The 23,346-nt window shown below is 62.6% G+C and carries 31 protein-coding genes and 2 tRNA genes; 2 read left to right on the top strand and 31 right to left on the bottom strand.

Annotated features, from left to right (window positions below; translation table 11 throughout):
• Positions 1 to 15: 15 nt before the first annotated feature.
• The 6 genes from FM119_RS02585 to FM119_RS02560 all read right to left on the bottom strand — a co-directional run bounded on the left by FM119_RS02585 (position 16) and on the right by FM119_RS02560 (position 4,722).
• The gene (locus tag FM119_RS02585) at positions 16 to 1,236 is read right to left on the bottom strand and encodes a hypothetical protein (protein ID WP_087136138.1); all 1,221 of its coding nucleotides are present in this window, start codon (positions 1,234 to 1,236) and stop codon (positions 16 to 18) included.
• A gap of 7 nt (positions 1,237 to 1,243) precedes the next feature.
• Positions 1,244 to 2,713 (bottom strand): right-handed parallel beta-helix repeat-containing protein, encoded by a 1,470-nt coding sequence (locus FM119_RS02580; protein WP_087136137.1) that lies wholly within the window; start codon positions 2,711 to 2,713, stop codon positions 1,244 to 1,246.
• Positions 2,713 to 3,162 carry a hypothetical protein gene (locus FM119_RS02575; protein ID WP_087136136.1) on the bottom strand — a complete coding sequence of 150 codons (450 nt, stop codon included), beginning with the start codon at positions 3,160 to 3,162 and terminating at the stop codon, positions 2,713 to 2,715. Before FM119_RS02575 ends, FM119_RS02580 begins: the two co-directional genes overlap by 1 nt.
• Positions 3,163 to 3,444 carry a hypothetical protein gene (locus FM119_RS02570; RefSeq protein WP_087136135.1) on the bottom strand — a complete coding sequence of 94 codons (282 nt, stop codon included), beginning with the start codon at positions 3,442 to 3,444 and terminating at the stop codon, positions 3,163 to 3,165.
• A gap of 88 nt (positions 3,445 to 3,532) precedes the next feature.
• A complete protein-coding gene (locus FM119_RS02565; RefSeq protein WP_143822604.1) occupies positions 3,533 to 3,868 on the bottom strand; it encodes a hypothetical protein in 336 nt (111 codons plus the stop codon).
• Complete coding sequence (locus tag FM119_RS02560) at positions 3,865 to 4,722, bottom strand: hypothetical protein (RefSeq protein ID WP_143822603.1); 858 nt, start codon at positions 4,720 to 4,722, stop codon at positions 3,865 to 3,867. The genes FM119_RS02565 and FM119_RS02560 overlap by 4 nt, the downstream gene beginning before the upstream one ends.
• 104 nt (positions 4,723 to 4,826) lie before the next feature.
• On the opposite strand from FM119_RS02560, the gene FM119_RS02555 reads away from it, so the two are divergent.
• The gene (locus tag FM119_RS02555) at positions 4,827 to 5,036 is read left to right on the top strand and encodes a hypothetical protein (protein WP_087136132.1); all 210 of its coding nucleotides are present in this window, start codon (positions 4,827 to 4,829) and stop codon (positions 5,034 to 5,036) included.
• Positions 5,037 to 5,162: 126 nt separating this feature from the next.
• Positions 5,163 to 5,597, top strand: a complete 435-nt coding sequence (locus FM119_RS02550) for a DUF732 domain-containing protein (RefSeq protein WP_143822602.1) — start codon at positions 5,163 to 5,165, stop codon at positions 5,595 to 5,597.
• On the opposite strand, the gene FM119_RS02545 is transcribed toward FM119_RS02550, so the two are convergent.
• The 25 genes from FM119_RS02545 to FM119_RS02445 form a co-directional block, all read right to left on the bottom strand.
• Positions 5,573 to 6,511: a hypothetical protein gene (locus tag FM119_RS02545; RefSeq protein WP_087136130.1), complete on the bottom strand. Its 939-nt coding sequence runs from the start codon at positions 6,509 to 6,511 to the stop codon at positions 5,573 to 5,575. The genes FM119_RS02550 and FM119_RS02545 overlap by 25 nt on opposite strands.
• Entirely contained in the window at positions 6,512 to 7,591 is a 1,080-nt protein-coding gene (locus tag FM119_RS02540) for a hypothetical protein (protein ID WP_087136129.1), read from the bottom strand.
• 10 nt (positions 7,592 to 7,601) lie between these two features.
• Positions 7,602 to 8,387, bottom strand: coding sequence for a hypothetical protein (locus FM119_RS02535; protein ID WP_087136128.1), 786 nt, complete (start codon positions 8,385 to 8,387; stop codon positions 7,602 to 7,604).
• Positions 8,387 to 10,378 (bottom strand): tape measure protein, encoded by a 1,992-nt coding sequence (locus tag FM119_RS02530; protein WP_087136127.1) that lies wholly within the window; start codon positions 10,376 to 10,378, stop codon positions 8,387 to 8,389. Before FM119_RS02530 ends, FM119_RS02535 begins: the two co-directional genes overlap by 1 nt.
• Positions 10,379 to 10,386: 8 nt before the next feature.
• A complete protein-coding gene (locus tag FM119_RS02525) occupies positions 10,387 to 10,767 on the bottom strand; it encodes a hypothetical protein (RefSeq protein ID WP_087136126.1) in 381 nt (126 codons plus the stop codon).
• 14 nt (positions 10,768 to 10,781) lie between these two features.
• On the bottom strand, positions 10,782 to 11,060 hold the full coding sequence (locus FM119_RS02520) for a hypothetical protein (RefSeq protein ID WP_087136125.1): 279 nt from the start codon (positions 11,058 to 11,060) through the stop codon (positions 10,782 to 10,784).
• Positions 11,061 to 11,146: 86 nt separating this feature from the next.
• Complete coding sequence (locus FM119_RS02515) at positions 11,147 to 11,695, bottom strand: phage tail tube protein (protein WP_245827208.1); 549 nt, start codon at positions 11,693 to 11,695, stop codon at positions 11,147 to 11,149.
• An 87-nt stretch (positions 11,696 to 11,782) separates the two neighbouring features.
• On the bottom strand, positions 11,783 to 12,136 hold the full coding sequence (locus tag FM119_RS13465; protein ID WP_179205166.1) for a hypothetical protein: 354 nt from the start codon (positions 12,134 to 12,136) through the stop codon (positions 11,783 to 11,785).
• Positions 12,133 to 12,411 (bottom strand): hypothetical protein, encoded by a 279-nt coding sequence (locus tag FM119_RS13460; RefSeq protein ID WP_143822601.1) that lies wholly within the window; start codon positions 12,409 to 12,411, stop codon positions 12,133 to 12,135. The genes FM119_RS13465 and FM119_RS13460 overlap by 4 nt, the downstream gene beginning before the upstream one ends.
• 327 nt (positions 12,412 to 12,738) lie before the next feature.
• Positions 12,739 to 13,149 (bottom strand): Gp19/Gp15/Gp42 family protein, encoded by a 411-nt coding sequence (locus FM119_RS02510; protein ID WP_087136123.1) that lies wholly within the window; start codon positions 13,147 to 13,149, stop codon positions 12,739 to 12,741.
• Positions 13,150 to 13,157: 8 nt separating this feature from the next.
• A complete protein-coding gene (locus tag FM119_RS02505) occupies positions 13,158 to 13,337 on the bottom strand; it encodes a hypothetical protein (RefSeq protein WP_087136122.1) in 180 nt (59 codons plus the stop codon).
• 131 nt (positions 13,338 to 13,468) lie between these two features.
• The gene (locus tag FM119_RS02500; protein WP_087136121.1) at positions 13,469 to 14,359 is read right to left on the bottom strand and encodes a phage major capsid protein; all 891 of its coding nucleotides are present in this window, start codon (positions 14,357 to 14,359) and stop codon (positions 13,469 to 13,471) included.
• 17 nt (positions 14,360 to 14,376) lie between these two features.
• Positions 14,377 to 14,844 carry a hypothetical protein gene (locus FM119_RS02495; RefSeq protein ID WP_087136120.1) on the bottom strand — a complete coding sequence of 156 codons (468 nt, stop codon included), beginning with the start codon at positions 14,842 to 14,844 and terminating at the stop codon, positions 14,377 to 14,379.
• Positions 14,845 to 14,949: 105 nt separating this feature from the next.
• Positions 14,950 to 15,609 carry a VG15 protein gene (locus FM119_RS02490; RefSeq protein WP_476738874.1) on the bottom strand — a complete coding sequence of 220 codons (660 nt, stop codon included), beginning with the start codon at positions 15,607 to 15,609 and terminating at the stop codon, positions 14,950 to 14,952.
• Between the two features lie 40 nt (positions 15,610 to 15,649).
• Complete coding sequence (locus FM119_RS02485) at positions 15,650 to 17,092, bottom strand: phage portal protein (protein ID WP_087136118.1); 1,443 nt, start codon at positions 17,090 to 17,092, stop codon at positions 15,650 to 15,652.
• On the bottom strand, positions 17,089 to 18,558 hold the full coding sequence (locus tag FM119_RS02480) for a hypothetical protein (RefSeq protein ID WP_087136117.1): 1,470 nt from the start codon (positions 18,556 to 18,558) through the stop codon (positions 17,089 to 17,091). The genes FM119_RS02485 and FM119_RS02480 overlap by 4 nt, the downstream gene beginning before the upstream one ends.
• A 339-nt stretch (positions 18,559 to 18,897) precedes the next feature.
• Complete coding sequence (locus tag FM119_RS02475; RefSeq protein WP_087136116.1) at positions 18,898 to 19,203, bottom strand: HNH endonuclease; 306 nt, start codon at positions 19,201 to 19,203, stop codon at positions 18,898 to 18,900.
• Between the two features lie 22 nt (positions 19,204 to 19,225).
• Positions 19,226 to 19,375, bottom strand: coding sequence for a hypothetical protein (locus FM119_RS13790; RefSeq protein ID WP_179205165.1), 150 nt, complete (start codon positions 19,373 to 19,375; stop codon positions 19,226 to 19,228).
• A gap of 118 nt (positions 19,376 to 19,493) precedes the next feature.
• The gene (locus FM119_RS02470) at positions 19,494 to 20,759 is read right to left on the bottom strand and encodes an AsnC family protein (protein ID WP_087136115.1); all 1,266 of its coding nucleotides are present in this window, start codon (positions 20,757 to 20,759) and stop codon (positions 19,494 to 19,496) included.
• A 247-nt stretch (positions 20,760 to 21,006) separates the two neighbouring features.
• Positions 21,007 to 21,082: transfer RNA gene (locus FM119_RS02465), tRNA-Trp, on the bottom strand.
• Between the two features lie 181 nt (positions 21,083 to 21,263).
• A tRNA-Leu gene (locus FM119_RS02460) sits at positions 21,264 to 21,337 on the bottom strand.
• Between the two features lie 375 nt (positions 21,338 to 21,712).
• Positions 21,713 to 21,883, bottom strand: coding sequence for a hypothetical protein (locus FM119_RS13785; RefSeq protein ID WP_179205164.1), 171 nt, complete (start codon positions 21,881 to 21,883; stop codon positions 21,713 to 21,715).
• Positions 21,880 to 22,323 (bottom strand): hypothetical protein, encoded by a 444-nt coding sequence (locus tag FM119_RS02455; protein ID WP_143822599.1) that lies wholly within the window; start codon positions 22,321 to 22,323, stop codon positions 21,880 to 21,882. The genes FM119_RS13785 and FM119_RS02455 overlap by 4 nt, the downstream gene beginning before the upstream one ends.
• Positions 22,320 to 22,574, bottom strand: coding sequence for a hypothetical protein (locus FM119_RS02450; RefSeq protein ID WP_087136113.1), 255 nt, complete (start codon positions 22,572 to 22,574; stop codon positions 22,320 to 22,322). Before FM119_RS02450 ends, FM119_RS02455 begins: the two co-directional genes overlap by 4 nt.
• Positions 22,571 to 23,308 carry a hypothetical protein gene (locus FM119_RS02445; RefSeq protein WP_143822598.1) on the bottom strand — a complete coding sequence of 246 codons (738 nt, stop codon included), beginning with the start codon at positions 23,306 to 23,308 and terminating at the stop codon, positions 22,571 to 22,573. The genes FM119_RS02450 and FM119_RS02445 overlap by 4 nt, the downstream gene beginning before the upstream one ends.
• Between the last annotated feature and the right edge of the window lie 38 nt (positions 23,309 to 23,346).

Raw genomic sequence — 23,346 nt, 5'->3', positions numbered from 1 at the left:
CGCCCCGCGATACGTCTACTTGGCAGGCCAGCCCAGCGAATCGAGATAGGCCTGGTCCATGCTCGCGCCGACACCGTAACCAACAACCTGGCCCGTGGACGCAGAAACGGTCACGCCGAGACCGTTCGCCGTCGCGCTGCCGTACCCGGGCAGAACATGCCTGCCGTAGGCGGTAGGGCGAGCCCAGTCGTCCAGCACGAACATCGCTGTGTCGCCCGTGGTGTTCGCTGGGAATACCCCTGCCGTGCGCTTCACGGACCCCCGGAAACAGACCCGCCCTGCGCGGATGCACACGGCCGGCGAGTCAAAACCTGTGAAGCCGGGGTTGAGCACCAACGCTTGCCACGCGTGGTCGGCCGGGACGACCGAATCGACGTACTGCTTGGTAGCAGCGTCCGTCCCTGACACGGGTGCGCCGATGCCAGGTAGCACGCCGCCTGCGCCGCGCACGGGGACCGTACCGGCCGTGGCTTCCGTGGACAGCGTGACGTCGATACTATCGGCGGCTCCTTGTGCCCGGTCCGCTTCGGCCTTTGCCCTTGATGCTTCTGCTGTTGCGTGCTGGGCCTGCGCGGTGACCGTGTCCACGACTGCTGCAGCGTCCGAGGCCGCGGACCGTGCTTCGTCGCGTGCCTGGCCCGACTGCACCGTGTAGTCAGCCGCAGCTGCGGTCGCCGCGGCGACCGCCCGCTGTTCAACGCCACCTGCAGCGTCCTCGATGTCCGCGACTGCCGCTGAGCCAGCAGCCTGTACACGTGCGACCTGGTTGCGGGCGCGCAGGTACAAGGCGTCCCAGGCCCCCAGCTCGCGGCCCGGGTCGGCAGGCACCCGTGCCACGGTGGTCACATCGACCTCGTCGCCTTCTGCGGTGAAGGCAGGAAGCACGAAGTCGACCGCGACTGTCGCAGCGACGGCTGTCTTGATCGTCGCCCGCCACACCCATTCCGAGTACCCCAATGAAGGGTCTACGGAGGCTGGGAGCATGATGCCGTGGTTGCCCGCGGCGTCCACGATGTAGCCGTCGTCGTCGGTCTCGGCCCAGAACGTCTGCAGGAACACGGAGGTCGGGTCTGACGACATCAATGCTTTGAACCAGGGTGTTGGAAGCTGCGCTTTGAACTCGACCCGCGCCGACGGGATCGCCGCGTATGTGGGGTCGGGTTCAACCTCGGGAGTCGTGTTCGAGGCCCGCAGTACCCGCCCGACTACCTTGCCGTGTGTGATCTCTTCAGTCATTACTCCCCTAAGTCCTGTTGCTTGTCGTGTTCACAGGCCCTGTGGTCGCCTGCGCGAGGCCTCGGAAGTCGTTGCCGAACACCCACGTTTCTTGCGCGTCGGAAACAACGGAGACGCCCGCGCTGACTTCCGTGCCGGCGCCGTGGGTGATGACCTTGTTCGCAGTGACGGATGTTCCCCACGATGTGCTTGTCGATGCGTTGGACGTGATGCGAACGGCACCGAATGCTCCAGCCGGGTACCCGGGGCTGCGGAACGTGTTTCCGGAGATCAACGTTTCGTCTGCCCCCTCCACAATTGCCGCGTACGAGGACGTGCGAACGGTTGTGTTTCCGCTGACCGTGTTGCCGCGCCCGCCGTCACCGATGAACACGCCCGCGGCGCAGTCGGAGATCGTGTTGCCGACGACGGCAACTCCCGTGCTGTTCGTCCCCAGCGACACTCCCTGCGAAACAACGCTGGAGATCTGGTTGCCATTGACGGCGGAATCGTGGCTGTCAACGAGACGGATTCCCTGCGTGTAGCCAGACACTGTGTTCCCGGTTACGGATGACTTCGACCAGTACCAGCCATCAACTGCGCGCCCAGTCCCACCAGTGAATACGCAGTCGGTGATGGTGATTCCTTCGTACTGTTTGCCGCCGTCGCGTGCGTGAGAGCCGACGCCTGTAGGTGCGCCAGGCAGTTCGCCGTATGACGTGAAAGTGCACTTGCGGACGGTGATGTTCTTCGCCATCGTCCCGTCTTTGGCTCCTGAGTCATCGTCGCCATACTGTGCAACGTCGATCTGGATAGCTTCCTTGCCGGGCAGGCCAGCGGTTTCCACGAATCCGGCGAAGGTGCAGTTGTCGATCAGCGCCCCGTCTGTCGAGTTGAGCTCGAGGTCGTGGTATCCGCGGCCTCGTCGGAACGTGCAGTCCCGGAAGGTGATGTTGCGTGCGTGGTTGAAGGTGACCGTGTTACCGGCGTGCTCGATGGTGTCGCCGGCGAAGTCGAACGTGATTCCGTACACGCCAATGTCGGAGTGCCCGTTGTATCCGGTTGTGGTGTAGTCGCCCTCGTCCCAGTTGACGACCATCAGTCCTTCTGTGGGGAGGCCTGCGTACTGTGTGCGCGTGAGGGTTGCACCGTAGCCGTGGAGCTGGGTTACGTTTCGGAGCCTGAGCCGTCCGCCGATTGCATAGTTTCCGGGGGCGAGAATGACTGATTTGCCGGGTCCGGCCGCGTCGATAGCGGCCTGGATTGCAGGTGTGGCGTCGATTCCGCTGTCGGGCTCCGCGCCGAAGTCAGCCGTTGATAGTGCGACCTGCCCTACGCGCCTCGCGAGCTCGCGCCCAGACGCGGAGTCTTCAGCTGCAAGGTAGGCCGCGACAGCCGCATCGTTCTCGACTGCATTGACCCCGGGTAGGCCTCTCGCTCCACGTTTTCCCTGAACGCCGCGCGGGCCCTTCCAGTTGCCCAAGTACTCAACCGCCATCAGCTGACCTTCCTTCGCGCATCCCCGGTGTAGGAGTCCACCCACACCCACCCCACCGGCCACACGGCCGGCTCGACTTCCGAAACGATTACGTGCGCGGGCTGCGACAAGCGCGGGTCGACCATGTCCGCCACCCGTCCACCTGCCGCGCGGAGCATGACCTGGTACACGTCCAGCCCGACGTACTGGCCGGCCTGGTCCAGCCACTCGACACGCACCGTGTAAGGCACCGTTGATTCCCGTGCCCCGATGAGCTCCTCCGACGACACCACGTTCACCGAGAACGACCCGTCCGCCGAGAGCGTCGCCTGCACCGGCTTCGTAGCGATCACCCGCCCTGCCTGTTTCGAGATCCCCGCCGCACTATCGCCGGGGATGAACAGCACGCGCGGGGACGACAAGGCAGCGCTGAAGCCGCAGTCGGTCAGCGTCCCCGTGTACGTCGCCATTCAGTCGCCCTCCACGGGCTCGTCCGCAGGCACAGTCGCCGTCGTGGCGGTGTACTCGGGGGCCTTGTTCACGCCAAGCAGGCCCTGCAGGAACGGCCACCGCTTCGACAAGCCCGCGACGATCGCCCAGTACGTGGCAGTCAGGATCGCCGTCAGCGCGGACACGAGCGACGCTTGCGCCGTCGCGTCCACCTCCACGCCGACAGTGATCAGCCACGCGAACAGTGCGCCCACGACGGACGGCACGAACGTGCGAATCAGGCCAACAAGATAATCACTCACAGAATCCCCCTCTTAAAAGCGGAAGGGCCCGCCGTCATGGCGGACCCTTCAAAGACATTCGGCCGTTACGCACGACCGCAGCGGCTGGCTACCGGAACATCCAGTCCCTCAGCAACGGCGACAAGAACGTCACCGCAAAGCCCAGAATCGTCAGCGCAATACCGACCCACCACTTCACGCCAGTAGCAAGGTCTTCCGCCTGCTTCACCGCCTCGCGCCGGATGGTCGAGTGCTCCGCATCTGCGTCCGCCTTGAGCGCGTCGTGGTCCTTGCGCAGTGTCGCGTGCTGGGCGTCTAGTCGTTCGACGGTGGCGTTCAGCTCCCCTTTAGTGACGAGCTTGTCGAGGTGCTTCTCGATGCGCTCAAATCCGGCGTTCACGTCCTGTTTCAAGTCCGCGATGCGATCCCCCGCCTCGCCCATCACAGCACCCACTCGAACACCCGGCCGCGGACCTCCTCGATCGTCACGCCCTGCACCGCCACGTCGACCTGCAACCGCAAAAGGTTTCCCTTGCCCACATCGCCCGTGAACGGCACGGACGCATACGAAGCGCCCGACTTGCCATGCACCACGACCGGCCCGAAACCGGCGACGGTCTTGCCGTTCTTGTTCACCACGACCGCGCGCGCGTTGAATGACTGCCCGGCAGCGAGCCCGACCACACGCAACGAGAACTCCCCCGTCACCCGCTTCGCCCCAACGCCCGCCGAAACCAAGTCGTACCGGTTCCCCCGCTTGTCCCTGATCGGTGCCGTCTGCCACACCCCCGGCTTCGCAGTCAGCTTGATCTTCTTGTTCACGCTCGTCCCATGATTCGGCACGTCGTCCCCCTTCTTCCCCCCAGCAGTCGCCGGCGTGACCGGTTCCGGCAGCATTGATGCTGTCTTCACCGTGTGCCCAAGGAACGCGCCCTCACCGGACGCCCACCCCTCGAACTTCAGCCACGACCACGCGGCCTTGAATTGTGCGATCGTGACCACCCCGGCACGCCCCCGCGTAGGCAGGTCGATGGTGTTGATCGTGTCGCCACGGCCCTTGATTGCGATGTGGCCGGCGTCAGACCAGCCGTAGCCCTTCCAGGTGCCCCACACGTTCGACCAGTACAGGACCGCCCCGTCTGGGGCGTCCTCGAGGCGTGTGCCGCGGATTGCTCCCTTGTCGCGTGCGGACCGGTACGCCTCCAACGCGACCCCGTACCCGCCGTACTTGGCGCCGTCCGTCGACACCGGAGACCCGAACGCCTGCCACACCACGTTCAAGCAGGTTCCCGGCGTCACCGACCCAAACTCGGCCAGATGCTTACCGGCTGCCTGCCCACTCAGAACACGAACACTCACCATGCCGCCCTCCCCCTTCTGATTCGGCCAAGTAGACTCACGCCATGCTTGACACTCGGATGTTCTATATCGGCCTCGGTGACGATGAGGTTGCCCCAGGTAAGTTCACGGGCCTGGCGCTGTTCCATGACGACGGTTTCATCAAGCAGAACGGCGAAGGTTGGGTGCCCGTATCGCACCAGATCATTCAGACCGATCACGGGGTTGTGCTGTCTGTGATGTGCAACCGCGAGGTCGCTCTCGGCTCGAACTGATTACCGGTCACGATGATCGTTCCCTGCTCTGTCGCTGAGCCCGTGACCGTTACTGTGCCGCTCTCGGATATGGCCATGCCGCCCTCCGTCCTTTTAAAAGCAGCGCCCAGGCATTAACCTGAGCGCATGAACAAAACGGCCCCCACCGTGACCGCTCTCGCTATCGCCGCGCTCCTCCTCACCGGATGCAGCAGCCAGAGCGCGACAAACGGCAGCACGGCGGCCGCCCCCGAGGCAACCGCGGCCGCGAAAGCAGCCACCGCAACCGATGCAGACGCCGCCACACCGGAGCCCGCTGCCGAGGCATTGAGCGCGGAGGACGCCGAGTTCATCGAGGGCGCGCGACCCCAGCTCGAGCGCTACTCCGACTACGGCGATCTGCCAGACGCGGAAGCGATCGAGCTCGGGCACGAAGCATGCGACCAGCTCGAAGACGGCGTGGCGCGAGACGACGTGAAGTTGCTCGAAGAGTCCCGTGACGCCGAGTCGGGCGTTTATCCCTCTTCAAACGTGCTCCGCGCGTGGGCCACCGAGGTCTACTGCCCCGAGTTCTCTTCGTAGTCGGAGATCAAGTCGAAGTCTCCCCCGTATCGCTCGGCCTTGACTAGCCAGCTGAACGATCGTTTTGGCTCGCCAGAGACAGTGAACCGCCCTGCCGTGATCTTCGTCCAAGACGGGCTGAACCCGTTTCCAGTTACGAACACCGTGCGCCCCTCAGGCTTTGCCAGGGACTCGAAGTAGTCCGGGAGCCGCACTTCATAGACCCCCGAGTCACCGATGACAGCTGAGTCCCAGTACTCGATTCCCGACACCGGAGACTCAGTAGCTCCGTGCCTCAGCACCTTCGTTTGGTCGTCCGGATGCCGCATGACGAAGTTTTTGGGCCCCGTCGTTTCTAGGCCGCCGTTGGCGAAGATCCGGCCGCTCGCAGAGATTCGCTGCGAGACGGCCAAGAACCCATCAACCTGCAGGTTGTCTCCCGCGATCTTCAGCCCCGCCGGCGCCTGAATCTGAGCGAAACCGTTCAAGGTCTGAGGCGTCAGCGTCATTCCCGTTCCGACCTTGATGCGACCGTTTCCAGTCACCGTCAGGTCGTCTTCGAGGGTCGCCTTCCCCTCGATACGTGTATTCGCCCGCAACCTCGTATCCCCAGTCACGTTCAGCTTCCCTGACACGTCCGCGTCACCACTGATCGTGGTCTTACCGCCGAACTCTGCCGTCCCGGTTGCGCTGATGTTCCCGCCAACACTGACCTTGCCATTCAGATTCGCCGGGCCCGTCCAATTCAACGTCCCCGAACCCTTCAGCAGGCCCGTCACGGATGCAGACCCTTCAACGATCAGACCATCCTGCGACAGGATCTCCACCGCGCCGCGAGACACCGACGAGTACCCCAACGGCGACGCATTCTCCAACCGCTTAATGCGCCGCGCCAAATCCGCATACGCCCTCGACGGATCATCAATCATCACCATCTACACAACCTCCACCGTCAACGCCACCGAATCCGTGCTCACAGACCCGGACATGCCAATCACCCGAAACTCACGCCACCCAGACACCAGCCGGCCGGACGGGAAGAACACCCGCAGCACCGTGCCCAAGTACACACTCGACAAACCCGGAGAAGCCGACGCAATCAACGACATAGACCACTGCTCCACACCAGTCCGATACGTTGCCAGCAACGAGTTCGCGCGCTGCTGCAACGCCTTCTGGCGGTCCTGGTCAGTCATCGACTCGATCACGTCCAACCCCATCGATGCAGACCGTGACGCTTCAGCCCACAGCTTCTTACGCTCCTGCCCCGGACCCAGCACATATACCTGCGACGCCAACCGGCCCGCATCGCGCGACCTCTTAATCCCCGTCAGCGCGTGCTGATCGCCCAAATGAAAATCGACTCTGCCATGCGACAAACGAGGGTTACCTGCCCGCAACTCCCACGACAGGACATCCCGGCCCGACAACACCGGCCGCAACTCCACGTCCGGCCCACCCTCCGAATCGGTGAGCTCCTGCATCGCCTCCTCTACAACGACACCGTTGTAGTCCCGGTAGTCACGATCGAACGGGCCCGACTCCGACCTGGTCCCGTATGAGATCCGCAAGTCATACCCGGCCCGTGGCCCCTGCTGGGCGACCCACACCAAGTTATTCGCCAACGACCTGCCCGACTGATCAGTGAACATGAAGTAGTTGTTCGCCTGATGCCCCGTGTACCCGTCGGAGCCGAACGTCGTACGCCGCGACAACATCGTCCGATACGAGTCGTAAGACACCGTGATCTGGTCTGTGTCCATGTCCCAGTCAGTCTTCTTGATCACACCGTCAGCAACCGGGCGACCGTTCCAACACGTCACGATCGTGCGCGACCAGTCCGACACGTTGAACAACGCCCTGTAAGGCACAACGTCCACCGTGCCGCCGAGCTGGAACACTGCCGACCCCGACGCCACCCCGTTCAGCTTCGACTCCCACGACCCCGACACCGGCTCGACATCCATCAGACGCTCGCCCGTGCTCGTGTCATGCACATGCCACGTAAACGGCATCAGACCCCCCCTAAATGAACGTGTCGTATACCGGCACCGTCAACGTCGCCCCCGACGTCACCGTGAAAGTCGGGGTCGTGCCCGGTGCCACCTTCAACAAGTCCGCCGACGTCACCGAACCAAACACTGCGCTGCCATCGACACGCAGCACCCCCGTGGACGTGTTGATCGTGTGGACCTGCGAAGACGTCAACGCCTCCGTCACCCGAAACGTGCGCCCATCAGACGACGACACCGTGTAGCCGCCAGACAACGCCCCGCGGACCTGAATCGTCGGCGAAGCATCGAAGTTGCCACGATGGAACACCTGCACCGACCGGCCCGAGAACACCTTCCGTTCCCCGAACTTCCGAGGATCAGGACACCACAGCTGGACCACGAAATCGCCCTCGCACACGCCACTGCGACGCCCCGTATCCGTGAACTGCGGTTTAGCACCCAACCGGCACCGAGCCCACGACGTACACCCGTTCATCGTGACCTCGACGCTCATCTGCTCACCACGAGCACCGAGCCCAGATAGCTTCGACCGCATCCACCCCAACGTCACCGGGTCAGGAGCCAACGCCTTCCCCGTGACCTGAACCACCCGAGAAGCAAGACGCGGCGCCAGGTCATAAGACCCGTTCGACATGCTGTACTCCACAGCCTGCTGCCGAACATCGACGCCGTCCTCCCACCCGTCCAAGCCTGCCCGGGTGATCAAGAACGCACCTTTACGCCAATCGTCAGGGCGGGTGGCGCCGACAAAATCGACACCACCCACCCGCACCATCAACCCAGCATCAGCAACCATCAGAACCCCGCCTTCCGCAGCTGCGACGCAGCCTGATTGCCAGAGATGCGCCCGACAGCGGCCTCGTCCATGCCCGGCGCAGCGTGCACGTCGACCTGAACAGTCGGACCACCCGCATTCCCCTGTGCGCCGACAGATCCTGAAAGCACACGATCCATGAGCGCGTTCATCTTCCCGGTGTCGACGACCGTTTCCGCCCTGCCAGCCTCCGCAAGCAACGCCACCGTTCCGCCGCGACGAGGTTTCACCGTCGCCCCGTCCGCCAGATGCGGGATGCTCGGAATAGAAATGTCGATACCGAACGCACCACCGACAGCCCCGGCGATGTCGTTGATCCCACCGATCGCCCCGTTGATGAGGTCGATGATGCCGTTCACGACACCCTTCACGATGCCGACAAGTCCTTCCCAGAGGCCGGTGAAGAAGCTCGTGATGCCTTCCCACGCTTTCTCCCAGTCGCCCGTGAATACCCCGACGATGAAGTCGATGAGCCCGGACAGCATGTCGCCAAGCGCGGTGATCGCCGGCCCGAGGACGTCCCCAAGAACGCCTGCCAGCCATTCAAGGATCGGCGACAGAACGTTGATCGCTTCGACGAGCACCGCACCGATCAGTTGGGCCAGGAACGTCAGCACCGGGGTCAGTGCGTCAAAGATTGGCTGCAGCGCCTGCAGCACAGGCGTGAGCACTGCCGCCAGCAAGTCAGCGATCACCTGGATGATCGGCATGAGTGCCGAAAACAGTGAACTGATCACAGGCAACACCGCGGCGAATACCGACGACAGAAGCTGCCCGAGCGCCGTCAGTACAGGCAACAGCACAGGGAGAACCTGACCGGCCAAATTCAGCAGCATCGTGACAAGCTCAGTGAACAGTGGCGCCAACGCGGTAACTGCCTGAACCAGCACACCTCCGAGCAGCTGACCAATCTGCCCCAGCACCGGGGCGAGCTGCTCGAAAATAGGCCCGAGCTGGGAAAGCAGCCCCTGCACGACGGGAGCAAGAGCGGCCCCGACCTGCACCCACGCGTCGGCCATCGGCTTCGCGTATGCGAGCCAAGCCTCGAAGATCCCGCCGCCCGAGCCCTCCCCGCTCATCAAATTCGTGAGGAACTCGATCGCGGGCACCAAGACCGCCGCGACCTTCTCCCCGATCGCGCCAGCCGCCGACTCAAGCGGGCCCATGGCGTTTGTCAGAGACTGGAAGAGCGGCGCCAACTTCGGGAAGAACCCATCCATAAAGTTCGCGCCAACTCGACCCAGCGCGCTTCCGACGTTGGCTAGAGCGCCAGTGAACGTGTCGCCGGATGCCAATGCCGCGCCGCCAAGGTTCTTCTCCATCGCGGCCGCGAAGTCTTCGAAAGAAACCTCGCCCTTAGAGACCATCTTTTGGACTTCATCGGCGTTCTTGCCGTAGTACTCACCCAGATATGTGAGGAGCGGAATTTGACGCTCCATCATCTGCTGGACGATTTCGCCGTCGATCTTCCCCTTCGCGGCGGCTTTGCCCCAGATCTGGCCCATATCTCCTAGATCGGTGCCAGCTTGAGTGGCCGAGTCAGCAACTGATTTCAGAACACCTTGCAGCTGCTCGCCCGGCTTGATCCCCGCCGTAACCATGATTCCTGCGAGGCCAGCAGCGTCACCGAACCCGAACGCCGTTCCCTGAACTGACGTCAGTGCGTCGTCCTTGATGGCGTCGATTTCCTCAAGCGATTTGCCCAATCCTTTGAGCTTCGCTGTGGCCTGATCGATCGCGTTCAGCCGCTGGAAGCCTTTGACCATCGCCGTACCGATCGCGGCAACACCGGCACCCGCCGCAACAAGCGCGCCACCCTTCAGCGTCTTACCGATCGCAGCGCCTAGCCCACCACCAACCTTCTGGCCCGCTGACGAAACATCAATCCCGCCAAGCTGTTTCGAGATCTCCTTAGCTGACCCCCTCAACGTCGGCATCAACGTCAAATACGCAGCAGCAAGCTCCGTCGCCATACATCCCCCTACCCCCGACGGGGCAGGGCAAGACGCCGCTTCACCTCGTCTAGATCCATCGACAAAGCACCAGCCAGACGGCCCCGCTTCTTCTCCCGGTCGCCCGGCCGCTCGATCGGCACGAACTTCCCCAGGCGCTTCTGCGCCTTCTTGCCCAAAACGGCACGCCAAATGAGCTGCAGCATGTCCACCGCGTTTGCCAGCAGGTGCTCCGTCGTGGACCACTGCGCTGCGGGCGACAACACCTGAACTGTGCGCGCCTCAGCCGGCAACTGGGCGACCAACACCGCGACGTGAAGCGGCCTGCACTCCCCCGAGTACAAGCCGTCAAGATTGAGCCCGTAGAACCGCTGCAGATCAGCCCGAACCTCGTCAGGATGATCACGCAACAGCGCTACGAGCGTCAGGAGTTTGGGGCAAGCTCCTTCATGATGTCCATCAGCGCCTGAACCGCGTTCTCCGTTGACGCGCGACCCGTCTCCTCGTCCGTCAACGCGTCTAGCAGGTCAGTGAACTGCTCCCCCACGATCAGCCGCAGCAGGCCGGCCGCGCGGGTCTGCTTGCCTGGCTCGAACTGGATCTGGTCGAGGAGATCTACGACACGGAAGTCGTCCAGAACACCCGGGTCGATGCGGAGCTCCACACCCTGCACCTTGATCGTCTTCAACTTCACATCAGGCATCCGCGCCCCTTTCAAGTCGTACCGCGCCCCTGAGAAAATGGGATGAGGCGGCGGGCGCGGAAACCATCCGCCCCACCCCAGCCCTGCTACTCGCCCGACTCTTCGACCGTCGTCGCGATGTACTCGTACGCGGTCACACCGCTCTCGTCCGGGTACGCCGACAACGTCGGCTGGTACCCGATCGTCTCGCCGTCGACATACGAGATCTCGCCAATCTCGGTGACCTGGCCGTTCGGGATGACGATGCGCTTCACCTTGTTGCCGGTGAGCAGAATCTCGAACACGTACTGAACACGCGGCAGATCCTTCGCCGTGTGCCGAACCTCAAGCACGCCCGTCTCCATGTTGACGATGACGTTTTCCGGCCCGTAGATCTGCTTCAGCACATCAGCGGTCGTCTCGATGAACGTGAACTGGAACGTCTCCGTGTGCGACGTCTTCACCGTCAGAACAGTGTCACCGCCCCACGCAACGATGTTCTCCGTGTCTGCCTCGATACCGTTGACCAGGCCGTCCTCGGACACGTACCCGCCGCCAGTGAACCCGACGAGCTCGCTGAACGGGTCGGTTGGCGTCGTAGCCGTCAACGGCCCGAACCAAATCCCGCCCGCCGCCTGCGGCTTTCCAACAGACACGTTGGCGCTGTTAGGTGCCCCCATGCTTCCCCCTCTTGTTAAATGCGAAAGCCCCGCGCATCGGCGGGGCAATAATTGGTGCGGGCGTTAGTAGTCGGCCCGCGCGATGACCTCGACGGTGAGCTGGTAGCGCGCCTGCTTCGAGTCCGGGTCGGGGAAGTTGTACAGTCCCTCCACGCGGACCCTGGCGAACCCTGGAATGTTGAACACAGACCGGGTGATCGTGTCGCGCACAGTCAGAGCAAGCTCCGACGCTTCGTAACGCGTTCCACCCCACACCTGCACAGCCAGCGACACCTGATCGCGCACGACCGACGACAACGCGCCACCAGTGCGCTCAACCGTCACGAACTGTGCAGGACGGTCAGCCGGCACATCAGTAAACGCTTGAACAACACCCGTGCCGTTCAAATACTGGACAAGGGCAGCCTCAACGTTCACGATCGGCCCCTATCCAGACTCCGCAGCAGCGTGTTGTTCCGGGCGTTGTCCCTGATCGACGCATAGCCACCTGTCCAAACAGCCGCACGCGCACGCTTACGCCCAGGCTCGACCTCCGCCTGATACATCGCATCAGAAGAAGCGCCAGTCAAACCCGAGTTTGCGGCGTCCTGAATCTTTCCCGCGATTGACAGCAACTCCTGCTGAACAGCCGGATCATTGCGCACAGCATTCGCACCCTTGTAGTTGATCCTGACTCGAATGTTCTTACCCATCGACCCTCCCAACCTCAACCGGCATAGACCAACGAGTAGGAGTGTTCGCCGCAATGTAATGGTCCGGGTCGCCAACAACAGCCAACGGCTCCTGCCCGCGAACACGAACCCGTGCACCACGCAACGTCGCCGGGTAGCCCTTCGGGAAATGCAACGTGTAACGCACATCAACACCAGCAGGGCGAACCGACTCAACAACATCAGCCCGAGCACCAGGCGCCACGAGAACGTCATCGACACTCTCGGGCGCCCACTCGAACACCGCGTTGTTGCCAGGGTCCACACCGACCTGCGTGCGCCGTTCGACCACAACTGTCTCGCCCACGATCACGGCAACACCGACAGAGGATCGAAAGGCTCGCGCCCCGCCAGGAGATCTACCTCGAACGCTGCCTGCCGGCCGAAGCCCAACGCTTTGCGCTCCTGTGACGTCAAATAGAAATCACCATGCGGGTTCAACGGCTTATACGTCTGCGAATACGGGCCCGCAGTCATCTGCTGAGACTCCATACCCGCCAGGTCATTACTCTCCGCCTGCATCGCCCGCCGCACGACCGCACACACCACGCGACGCCGCGTTGACGAGCTCACCGATGCCGCGGACGGGCAAACGTCCAGAATGTACTGCGATGCGTCATCGAGCAGAACCGCCGCGTGCCCTTCTCCGCCCAGCGGGAAGTCAGGCCAACGCTCCTTCAACTCATCGACAGTCGCAAACGGAAACGGCTCAACAGCCATCAGAACCCCTATCCGGCAGCTGCGTCCTCGAGCGCCTTGACCCGCGCCTCAAGCGCAGCAACAGCCGCGGCGCCGCCAACATCGACAGGCTTGCCATCTGCCTCAAAGAACGCCACGGGCTCGAAATCCTGGCCCTGCACCGCAGCTGTCGCCGCAACGACACGGACCTGCTTAATCGCCTGACTCATCCTTCTTCTTCCTCCCCCTCGGCGCCTTTCCAAGCGCCGAAATGTCAACCCACTCCGGCCCCAACCGGCGAGCGGTGCCATCATCCACACGGATAACGGCACCGCTCACCGAATTACGGAAACGCCGCAGGCTAGGCACCGGCCTCGATGACTGCGAAGCGGTCCTGGAAGACGTACCAGCCGTAAAGGATCTCGAGGCGCAGAGCGATCTGGTTCTGACGCTTCAGGTCGCCCTGGCCGTCCGGGTCACCGAACTGGATGAGCTCGAGCGGCAGCTCGCGCTGCACGCCCCAACGGATACCGGACTGGAAGTCGCCAACGATGGCCTTCACGCGAGTGTCGGCCGCCTCGGGCTGGCCGGAAACCGTGTTGCCCACCGACGCGGCGATGCCCTCGAAACTGGACACGTTGATGCCCAGGCCCAGCTCGGGGAACTTCTTACGGCCGTCGCTGTAACGCGCGGTCGAGATCTTCCACGCGTACGACGGGTCGATCGCGATGCCGTTGATGTTCTTCTGGTTGCCGATGAGAAGCCCGCCGGCCGCTTCGAGGTCCAGGTCGGGAGTGTCCGACGCCTCAACACGAAGCGTGGTCCCGTTGACATACTCAGTGAACGACTTGATCGCCGCCCCGTCGATCGGGTTGATTCGGTGGTAGACACCCAGATCAAGTGCGCGAGCCAACGCGGTGCGAGCTGCGGCCGAAAGCTCATTCAGAACACCAAGCTGGTAATCCTGGTCAGCCCACTGCACCTCCTGGTTGAAGCGCATCGTGACCTGTGCCTTGCGCGGCTTCGCAGTAACGAAACCGAACGCCCCAGTCGTAGAGCCCTTCTCGGCGCCCTCGCCAACGAACTCCGCACGCGGCACGTCGTTGAACGTGATGATGTCCGTGTTGCCGAACCGCATCGCCTCACGGCCCGAAAGCGCCGCCACAGTCGACGCCGTCTGCACATCACGCACGATGCCATCTGCAATACTCCGGGGAAGGTTCTTCAGATCCCCGCTACCAAAAACAGCCATAGCTGTCCTTCCTCTAGTTAGTTAGAAGCCCCGGAGAACAAGCTCGACAAGAACTCGCTCTCGGGACTGGACTTGTGGTCGGGCTGGTCGCCGGCGTTTTTCACGACCGGGCCTGCCTGACGTGCACTGATCAGCGGCTTCAGCACCTCGGCCGCAGCGGTGAGCTCATCGGCTGACCCGCCTGCGAGGACCGAAACCGCGGCCTCATCAAGGCCGGTCGCGGCCGCAACCTCGCGGACCGTCGCGGCCCGCTGATCCCTCGCCTCAAACTCGGCCAAGCGGGCCTCCGCCGCCTTCAACCGGTCCGCTGCCTTCTCGGCCTCAGACTTCTGCGACTCACGAACAGCCGCCAACTCTTCAGCAGCGTCCTTGTTCGCCTTCGCGCGCGACTCCCACTTACGCGCCTCGGACTTCCAGTCCGTTTCGTTCTGTGCAGAACTCTCAGCCTGGTCGACGCCCTCGGCCGGTGCCTCAACATCACTCATCAGTGCATTCCCTCCCCATGCGGGTAGCCGCTCGCCCATGCGGGACTGCGCGGCAAATTGATATGAAAAAACCGCCCCGGAAGGCGGTGGTCTTGAACAGGCCGGCTAAAGCGCGGCCCGGAATTCGTCTAGCTGGTCACGGTTCTGCTGAATCCATACAGCAACACGCTCACGATGCTGTTCCTGCGCTGACTCGCTCATGTTCGACGTCTTCTGTGACGCCACATAAGCAATCGCCGGCACCTCAGGCGCGTCGCGATCCCAAGACGGGCGAGCGCTGCACGAACAGTTGTCGTGAGACGCGAACATGGCCGTGGACTCCTTGTACACGGCCCCGCGCATCGACAACATCACGCAGAAATCGCACCCTGTAGGCGACGTGAACCGCTGCCACCCCGCAGCACGACGATCCGCGACCGTGTTATCGACGATCGTGTCCCGGCCCCGATCCAAGATGTAACGGCTCATTGCTGCCTGCACCAACGCCAACGTCCCAGCCGCGTTATCCGCCCACAACTGCCCTGCAGCGAACCGAACCGTACCGCTCACCGCTGCAGGTGCCGTCGGTGCAGACAATCGCGCTTGGAACGAACCGCCAACATCGGCCGCGCGGATCTCTTCGTACCACTCAGCCGCAACAGTCGCCGCAACATCGCCATACTGAGACACCAACGCGGGCACAACCGTCAACAGGCCGTCCCGCGCCGCATCAGGCCCGGCAGAACGTACCGACGCAAACCACGCCGCCAAGTCCCGCCGAGCCAACAACGCGACACGATTCGAGGCCGCCCGCAAACGGGCGGTGTCAGCCCGCGGCGACAACGTCCGTCACCTCAGCGGCAGGCTCATCGGCAACAGCGGCCGGCGCCAAGGGTTCCGCAGCCGCTAGAACGCGGTCGAGGATGCCCGAAGCGTTCGCCCGAGTCAGCTCCGTCAGAATCTCATCAATCTCGCCCTGCGACAGCCCCAGGCGGCGCATCATCACCGACGTCTGAGCAAGCTCAGGCATCGCCGCGACCGCCTTCACAACGAAATCAGACGCAGCCTGCGGAGACACCCAACGAGCCGGCGTCCAATTCACATTCGCACGCCACGAATCAGTCGGCACCTGATCCGTACCATCGCGCAACATCACAACGTTCTGCTGCAACCGCAACAACGCCGGACGGAAAACCCGCCACTGATACTCAGCATCCTCCGCAAGTTGAGCCTCAGCAGCCTGCATCGCCTCAGCCGAAGCAGGAGAATCAGTGAACAACCCAACAGCAGACATCGGCAACGAAGTCTCAGCACAGAAGTTCTGCGCCAACTGTCGATACATCGACAGATGTGGCTCCATGCTCATCTGCTGGAACTGCCCAACCTGCGGAAGGTCGCCCTCCTCGTTCGCGGACAAAGCCAACACGCGCCCCGTGATCGCTGTCCACCGCGTTTCATCCTTGAACGCATCTTCATGCGCGCCCAACACATGCCGCTGCGGAGACGCGAAGAACTCCGCACCAGTTTCCGCGCGCATCAACGTCCGAATGGCCGCATCCGTCAGATACCGGACCTCGCGCGTAATCCGAGACCGCCCAAACGGCCGAGACAACTGCGGATCATGCGGCAAAACCTCAACCAAAGTCCGCCCAGTCGGGTTCGGAAGCCGCTCAACCTTCCACACACCCCAAGACCGCTCAAGACGAATGGTGCTACCGCGCAAATACAGCACAGCAGACGTCGGAACGCCGTAATCGTCAGCGTCCGTAATCGTCAGCGCTGCCTCAACCTCACGGCGCCGCTTATCCCACAGGGCAGAAGACCACTCAGCGTCCCTGGCCTGGATAACAACATCCGGCTCCCCAGAATCGCCCGCGGTCGACGTTAGAAGCGAGAACGAATGCTTGTACGTCGACGACAGCGCCTGCAGGAACTCCACATCGAACGAGTTCTCCGCCAGCGTCTCGCCCACATCAAACGGGTCCAGATCGCCTGCCAACGAAAAGCCCTCGAACTGGTGCTTACGCACCAACGCGCGCACAGCCTTCGCAGGCCACCCCAAAGCCGCCCGAACCGAAGCCATCTGCGGCGGAACCGAAATACCGAGATCCCTGAACGGCCTGTGAGCGTCGAAGTACACGCCGAGCAGCGCGTTCTTCTGCCGCTTCGAAGCCCACCGCTCGAGCAGCCTCCCCAGCGTCGCAGCCTCATCCTCAGAAAGCCCAACCGCACGAACGGGCAGCAACCCCTCAACCGCAACACCAGTCACAGAACCACCGCCCCACCCGAACGCCCCGGATTCCGTTTCGTCGTCTTCGCCCCCCAATGGGCAAGCGTCACCGCATCCAACATCGCCACACTCCCCCCATCAGGCGCATCCCAACCGAAACCGCCCGATGTACCGATCTTTCGCTTCAACGCCGCGCGAACTTGATCGTCCAGCTCCGGTTGATCCCCATGCGACAAGAGCCCCATCGTCACCGCCTGCTCGAACATCGAATGCGCCGACAGAATCTGATCCAAAGTCGGCAGCAGAACCAAGCGTTTGTTCCGGACCCCGGCCTCGCGCAAAGCGTTCACCAGATAACCGACACCTGCTTTGCCATCGATCACGATCTGAGCCGCACGCTGGTGCCGCTCCGACAGCCAATCCACAAGCCACTGAGTGCCCTCACCCAAATTCGCCTGCCGAATAGCCTCGACATACACCGGGCCATCCACGGGGCGGCGGGCTGCTGCCAACGCCACCCCCGACCCGTCGACCGTGAATTTCACGCCGAAAACGGTGCGTGCATCAGATACAGGCTGCGACCCCCGAGAATCGTTCCAGGCATCCCAGCTGATAGCCGCGTTGCCAGCGATGCTGTCCCAGCGCCCCAGCCGCTCGCGGCAGAACCCCTCGCCACTCATGGCCTTGAGCTCGTCCTCCACCGTCGTCATCCGCAACCGGAAACCCAACGCAGGATTAGTCAGCGGAGCAAGCTCACGCCAACGCTTCACCGCCTCAGCAACGGTCATTTCGTCCGGTATCGACCACTCATCCCAGGCAAGACGCTTATCGCGCCCCAGCACCCCCTCAGCGCGCACACGAGCAAACACCTCGCCCGCTGCGTTCTCGCCAGGAGGCGTACCCAGAAACACAATCTGCGGGTCCTGCGACGGAGCTGCAGCAATCGTCGGCAACAACGCCTCGAGCTGCTCATCGGTGAGCTCCTGCGCTTCGTCGCAGAACAAGTCGTCAACCGTGTACCCACGCCCAGAACCACGAGACCGCGCAACGAACTCAACCGAAGCACCATTCAGCAGAACGATCGCTTCTTGCCCGTTCGTCCGGCGCACTTCCTTGACCAGCTCCGCAAGCTCTGGGTACTTGCGTTCGTTCTCGAAGAACGACGCCAACCGCTGAAACGCCTTACGAGCAGTCTTCACCTCATGCGCGGTATGCAAGATCCGGCGCCCCTGCATGACCATCTTGTGCAACTGCACAATCTCGACAGAACCGTTCTTGCCATTCTGCCGAGGCACCGCAACACCACAACGGCCAGCCGCCAACGACCCGTCACGCTTCCGGCCCATCCAGCCGCGAAGCACATGCTCCTGCCACGGGTCAGGGACCAAGCCATAATTTGCCGCCAACTCCACGGCCTCAACGGCATCCGCAAAATCCTCCGCGGCCGGGTGCAAACTAACCCGAGGCTGTTGACTTCCTAGCGTCACGTCGCTTCCTGAGCTCATCAAGCGGAGTCCCCCTATCAGCCGGCGCTTCCGCCTTCTCCAACTCCGCGATCTCCGCAGACAACGCACGCCACTGATTCACCAACGGAGCACGACGCTCCGGGTCGCACACCTCAACCGACTCCCACACAATCCGAGCCATCGACTGCAAATCCTCAAGACGAGACACGAGAACCACCGCCAAAGAAAAAGCCCCGGTGAACAAACGTTTCGGGGATGCCGGTCAAAAAAATACCCCACGGGGGGATCTCGCTATACCGCTGGGTGCGAACGTGGAGGGGGCGGGAGGGGCATGCCCCCCCTATGTGTTGCCGCGTCCCGTGCCCCGCGCATGGTGCTTCACCATTCGGATGTGTTTTCGGGTCTGACGGTGCGTGTGTTGCGTCGTGGGCGCGGGGTGCGTGATTGCTTTGCGCCGAGCGATTGGTTGCAGCGCCTACAGATGATGCGCGTGTTGCCGTAGGTGTCTTGTCCGCCTTGTGCGTGCGGGATGATGTGGTCCACCTCAGCACTGTTGGGTTGTTGGCCTTGCTCCCAGTTGAGGGTGGTGTTGCATTCAGGGCAGGTGGTGAGGTGGCGGTCGGTGTGGCGGCGGCGGGTGGTGATGTTCTTCCACCGGGTGGTGCCTGTGCGGGAGGTGGCCATGTCGTTTAGCCACCCCCTGTGGTTATGCCAGGATCGCTGTCCAGATGGCTACGAGGCCCCAGGCGATGAGTGAGCCTATGAGTGCGATGGTTGCCCAGCCGAGGATGGTGCCCGCTGTTCGTGTGGCTTTGTCGCGTCGGATGATGCGGTTGAACTCGCGGTCGTTGGTCATCGTGTTTTCCCTGTTTTGACGTCGTTGTTGGTGTTGCATGGGCAGAGCATCATGGCGGCGATTGAGGGCCAGGTTCGGCCGCAGTCGTCGCATGTGTAGGCGCTCATCGCGGTTCTCCTTAGAGGAATACGGCGTGTGATGTGTGCATGGGGTCGTGGTTGCCGACGAGGTATGCGAGCAGGCCGGAGCGTGCGTGCTGTCCTGTGGTGTCGGTGAGCCATTTGGAGCCGTCGTCGCAGGATGGTGCTTGGTAGACGAATGCTGATCCCATGTCCCATGCGGCGTAGTGGTGTTTGTGCGCGGTTACCCAGACCTGTGTGTTGTAGGCGTCACGGTCGTAGCGCACTTGCCCGCCCAGCCATTTCTCGAACGCTTGTGCACCGGAGCCGGGGATTTTGTGGCCGTGGTTGAAGCCGAGGTTGACGCCGGCTGCTGTGGTGTAGACGTTCATTTGGTCGTGTGGGATGACCCAGTTGATGTTTGGGTAGATGTGGCGGAATTCGCGGCGGAGGCATTCTGCGAGGAATGCGCCGCCGGTGTCGGAGTCGCCTGTGATGGCGTCTTTGCTTCCGCCTTGTCTGCCGAACTGGGTGTGGTTGCAGTGCACGGTGACGAACTGCGCGTCCCTGAAGTTGGGGATGACGGTGTTGAGTGTCCATGCCCAGATGTCGAGGACGGCGTTCATTTGTGCTCTGAGGCCGCCCTTGTGGGTGGTGTGGGGCTGGTTGGCGTAGTTGCCTGCGATGCCTTCGAAGGGGGCGCCGTTGTTGACGATGACGACTTCGTTGATGCCGTATCCGGCTGCGCGTTGTTCTTCGATGTGGTCGAGGAACTTGTGGACGCCGTTCTTGATGCGGGCGATCGTTGCGGCGGGGTCGCCTTTGTGGAGTTGCATGTCGGCGAGGTTGAGGACGGCTGCGACGGGTGTTCCTTCGCGGTGTGCTGTGGTGGGCTGGCGTGCGTTCCAGATGTTCTTGCGGAGTGCGTCCCAGTCGATGAGCTCGGCTGGGACTTCGTGTCCGTTGGCGGGGCGGACGTTGTTGAGTTTGTTCCAGAATCCGCCGGCGGGGTTGGAGGTCCAGCCCCAGGTGAAGGTGACGTTGTCGGGGTCTTGTCCGACTGTGCGGATGAAGTCGCGGTAGTCGTTGTAGCCCCAGGGGCGTTCGCTGTAGCGGACGTATGAGGAGGTTCCGTCTGGGTTGTGTGTTTCTGATTCGCCTGCGCTGGTTGGCGCGTTCGTTGTGGGTGCCTCGAGTGGGATTCCGCGTTCGTTGCGGATGCGGCGGATGGTTGTTTCGCTGGTGCCGAGTTGGTGTGCGAGTTCGGTGTTGTTGGTGCCGTTGGTGAGGAGCTGGTTGAGGTCGTGGCGGTCGCGGATGGACACGTTGGGGTTGCTCCTTCACTGTGGGGCTAGTCGTAGTAGAGGTGGCCGATTGGGGATCGGGGTTGCGGTTCGCGGCTTTGGCGAAGCTCGTGTTGTTCGTGGGCTCGTCGTCGCCGCCTGAGTTTCCTTGCCCAGGCGCCGTGCCCTTTGGGGCTGGTCCAGTAGCGGTGAGTCCAGATTCCGGTGTGTTTGAAGGGCTGGTCCTTGTCAGTTCGAGACATGGCGCTCCTTTGTCCTCAGCCGTGTTTGGCATACCCGGCAGGGTTCGAACCTGCGACGCCCGGTTTTGGAGACCGGTGCTCTGCCATCTGAGCTACGGGCATAGGTGCTTGCCGTGTGCACGTCTGCACCGAAAGCTCTCCGTTAGGAGTCGGATGCCTTTAGTGACGCCCTTTTCAAAGCCCCATCAATCCCGGAGACGATGGGGAGCAATTCCCAGAAACCCAGCTGGAACCAGGGCCGAGCGTGCGATTTCTAGTTGCGACTCGATGTGTCGAGTTGCCGTGCGTGGGGTGGGGTTCGAACCCACACTTGACGGGTTTTGAGTCCGTTGCCTCTGCCTGTTGGGCTACCTACGCTTGTTGGTGCCGGTTTCACCCTCTTATCCGGCCTGTCTGCCCGTCCTCCGTCGTTGGCTCTGTTTGCAGACTTCCTGTGCGCGTTCTCCCTCGCCAGGTGCGCGTTCCTGGCTTACCGAGCTCCCCAAGCTGCGGTAAGTGTGTTGCGGCCCCGACCGTTGCGCGTACTTGCTCACCCCAGGGTCTTCCGCACGCTTGCCAGGACGTTTAGGTCTACTGGGCGGTGTGGGCCGTGGTGGGTGGCGTCTGTGCTGGTTGTTGGTGTCGGTGTGGCCGCAAGTCTTGTTAAATGCCGAACGCCCCGGAGAAGACTGGTGGGTCTTTTCCAGGGCGTTCGGAACTTGGTACGTCTAGCGTACCACATGATTCGGACATCTAGGACATTTTGCTTTGGGTGGTTTTCACCTGCTGGATGTCGGGTAGGTAGACGAGGGTGTCGGTGTAGGTTCCGAGGCGTCTGACTTTGCCGGCGGAGACCCATCTGCGGATTGTGCGTTTGTCTCGTCCTGCGAGTTCGGCGGCTTTGTTCATCGTCACCCAGTTCATTCGGGCTCCTGCCTGTTGGCGATTTTGAGTAGCACGAGGTATCCGATGAGGTCGGTTATGACGTCTTCGCCGGCGTTGTTGCCGCGTTTGAGGCGTGAGAGTTTGTCGTCGATGCGGACCTTGAGCTGTTCTGTTGTGTCCGCGGCGGAGAAGATGCGGACGGGGTTGAGTGCGCTGTCGCCGCATGCCTGGTTCTTGGCGATGAGCGTGTCGCCGAGGCCGTTCATGATTCGCCGGTATTTGTCCACGTGCTCCGGTTGCACCTTCCAGCCCTCGATCAGCTCCTTGTCTGACCAGTCTCGGAACCGGTGACGTTCCTGCTCCCACTCGCACTCTCCGAAGTAATCCACGGCACCGCAGAAGATGGGGTCTCTGGCGCTCTGGCTTGCTCGGATCGCGGCCTGGCTTTCACCACACTGCAAGCAGTCCCGCTCGCTCATGACAGCCCCAGCGCCTTCCTAATGTCGGCTTTTGCGGCATCAAATCTCGGGTCATCGAGAATGTCCGAGTCCGCCTGGTACAGCGCGATGAGGTTGGCGATGCGCTGTTGCTCCGCGAGAGCGAGGGTCGCGTGAACCTGCGCCATCTTCACCTGGCTATCGGCGGCAGCGAACATCTCCGCATCCATCGGGTCCCACACGTCGCCCAACCGCTCAAGCGCTTCCGTCCTGTGGTCGATGTTCTCGGTCATGTTGGTTCTCCTTCGAGGTAGGCGGTCATGGCGTCGTCTTGGGTGTTGTGTGCCCAGGGGCATGACCGGCATTCGTAACTAGTGGGGTCGCCGGGGATTGGTGGTGGTGTGGCGATGATGGTTTTCATGCCGCAGGAGGGGCAGGGGGGTTCGGCGATGTAGGGCTTTTGTGTGCGGGGCCATCGTTCGGTTGCGCGGTGGATGGTCCAGCCGCGGCCGTAGAGGATGGTGTTGATGGTGTCGGCGGCGAAACGGCCGTTGAGGATCGTGTGCGCGTGGTAGATGAGGTATTCGGCCGCCGAGCCGACGTACATGTAGGCGAGTTCCGCACTAGCGCCGGCTGGTACGTGATCGCGCCAACCGTGGTACTCCGTTTCGTCGCCGTGGAACTCCGCCTGGCCGATGACCGTCTGGGTGATTTGGTCGGCGGCGTCTACAGCGTTGAGGTCCAACGGTGCAGGCGCGTGAACGCGACTGGTGGATACTCGTTCGCCGTACTGTGCCGCCTTCATCGGGTCGATGACCGTTCTGAGATGCGCCACCAAATCGGCGACGATCTCGAGCCCCCCGATGAACCGGTCCCAGTCCTGCTGGCACACGAGCACGCCCGGTCTCGCCATCACCGGCAAGCACCCTGCACACTCTGCGGCCCCGGAGAGCACACGGTCACGCAAACACTGCGCCGTGTGCTCCCCCGGGATAGTGCAGCCCCTCACGCAGGTGCGTTCGTTCATGCTGTGTCGCTCCAATCTCCGAAGAGGGACTGCTGGAT

This window comes from Mycetocola reblochoni REB411 (genome assembly GCF_900163835.1).
In the GTDB taxonomy this organism is placed as follows: domain Bacteria; phylum Actinomycetota; class Actinomycetes; order Actinomycetales; family Microbacteriaceae; genus Mycetocola_B; species Mycetocola_B reblochoni.
This window is presented reverse-complemented; position numbering and strand designations above follow the sequence as displayed.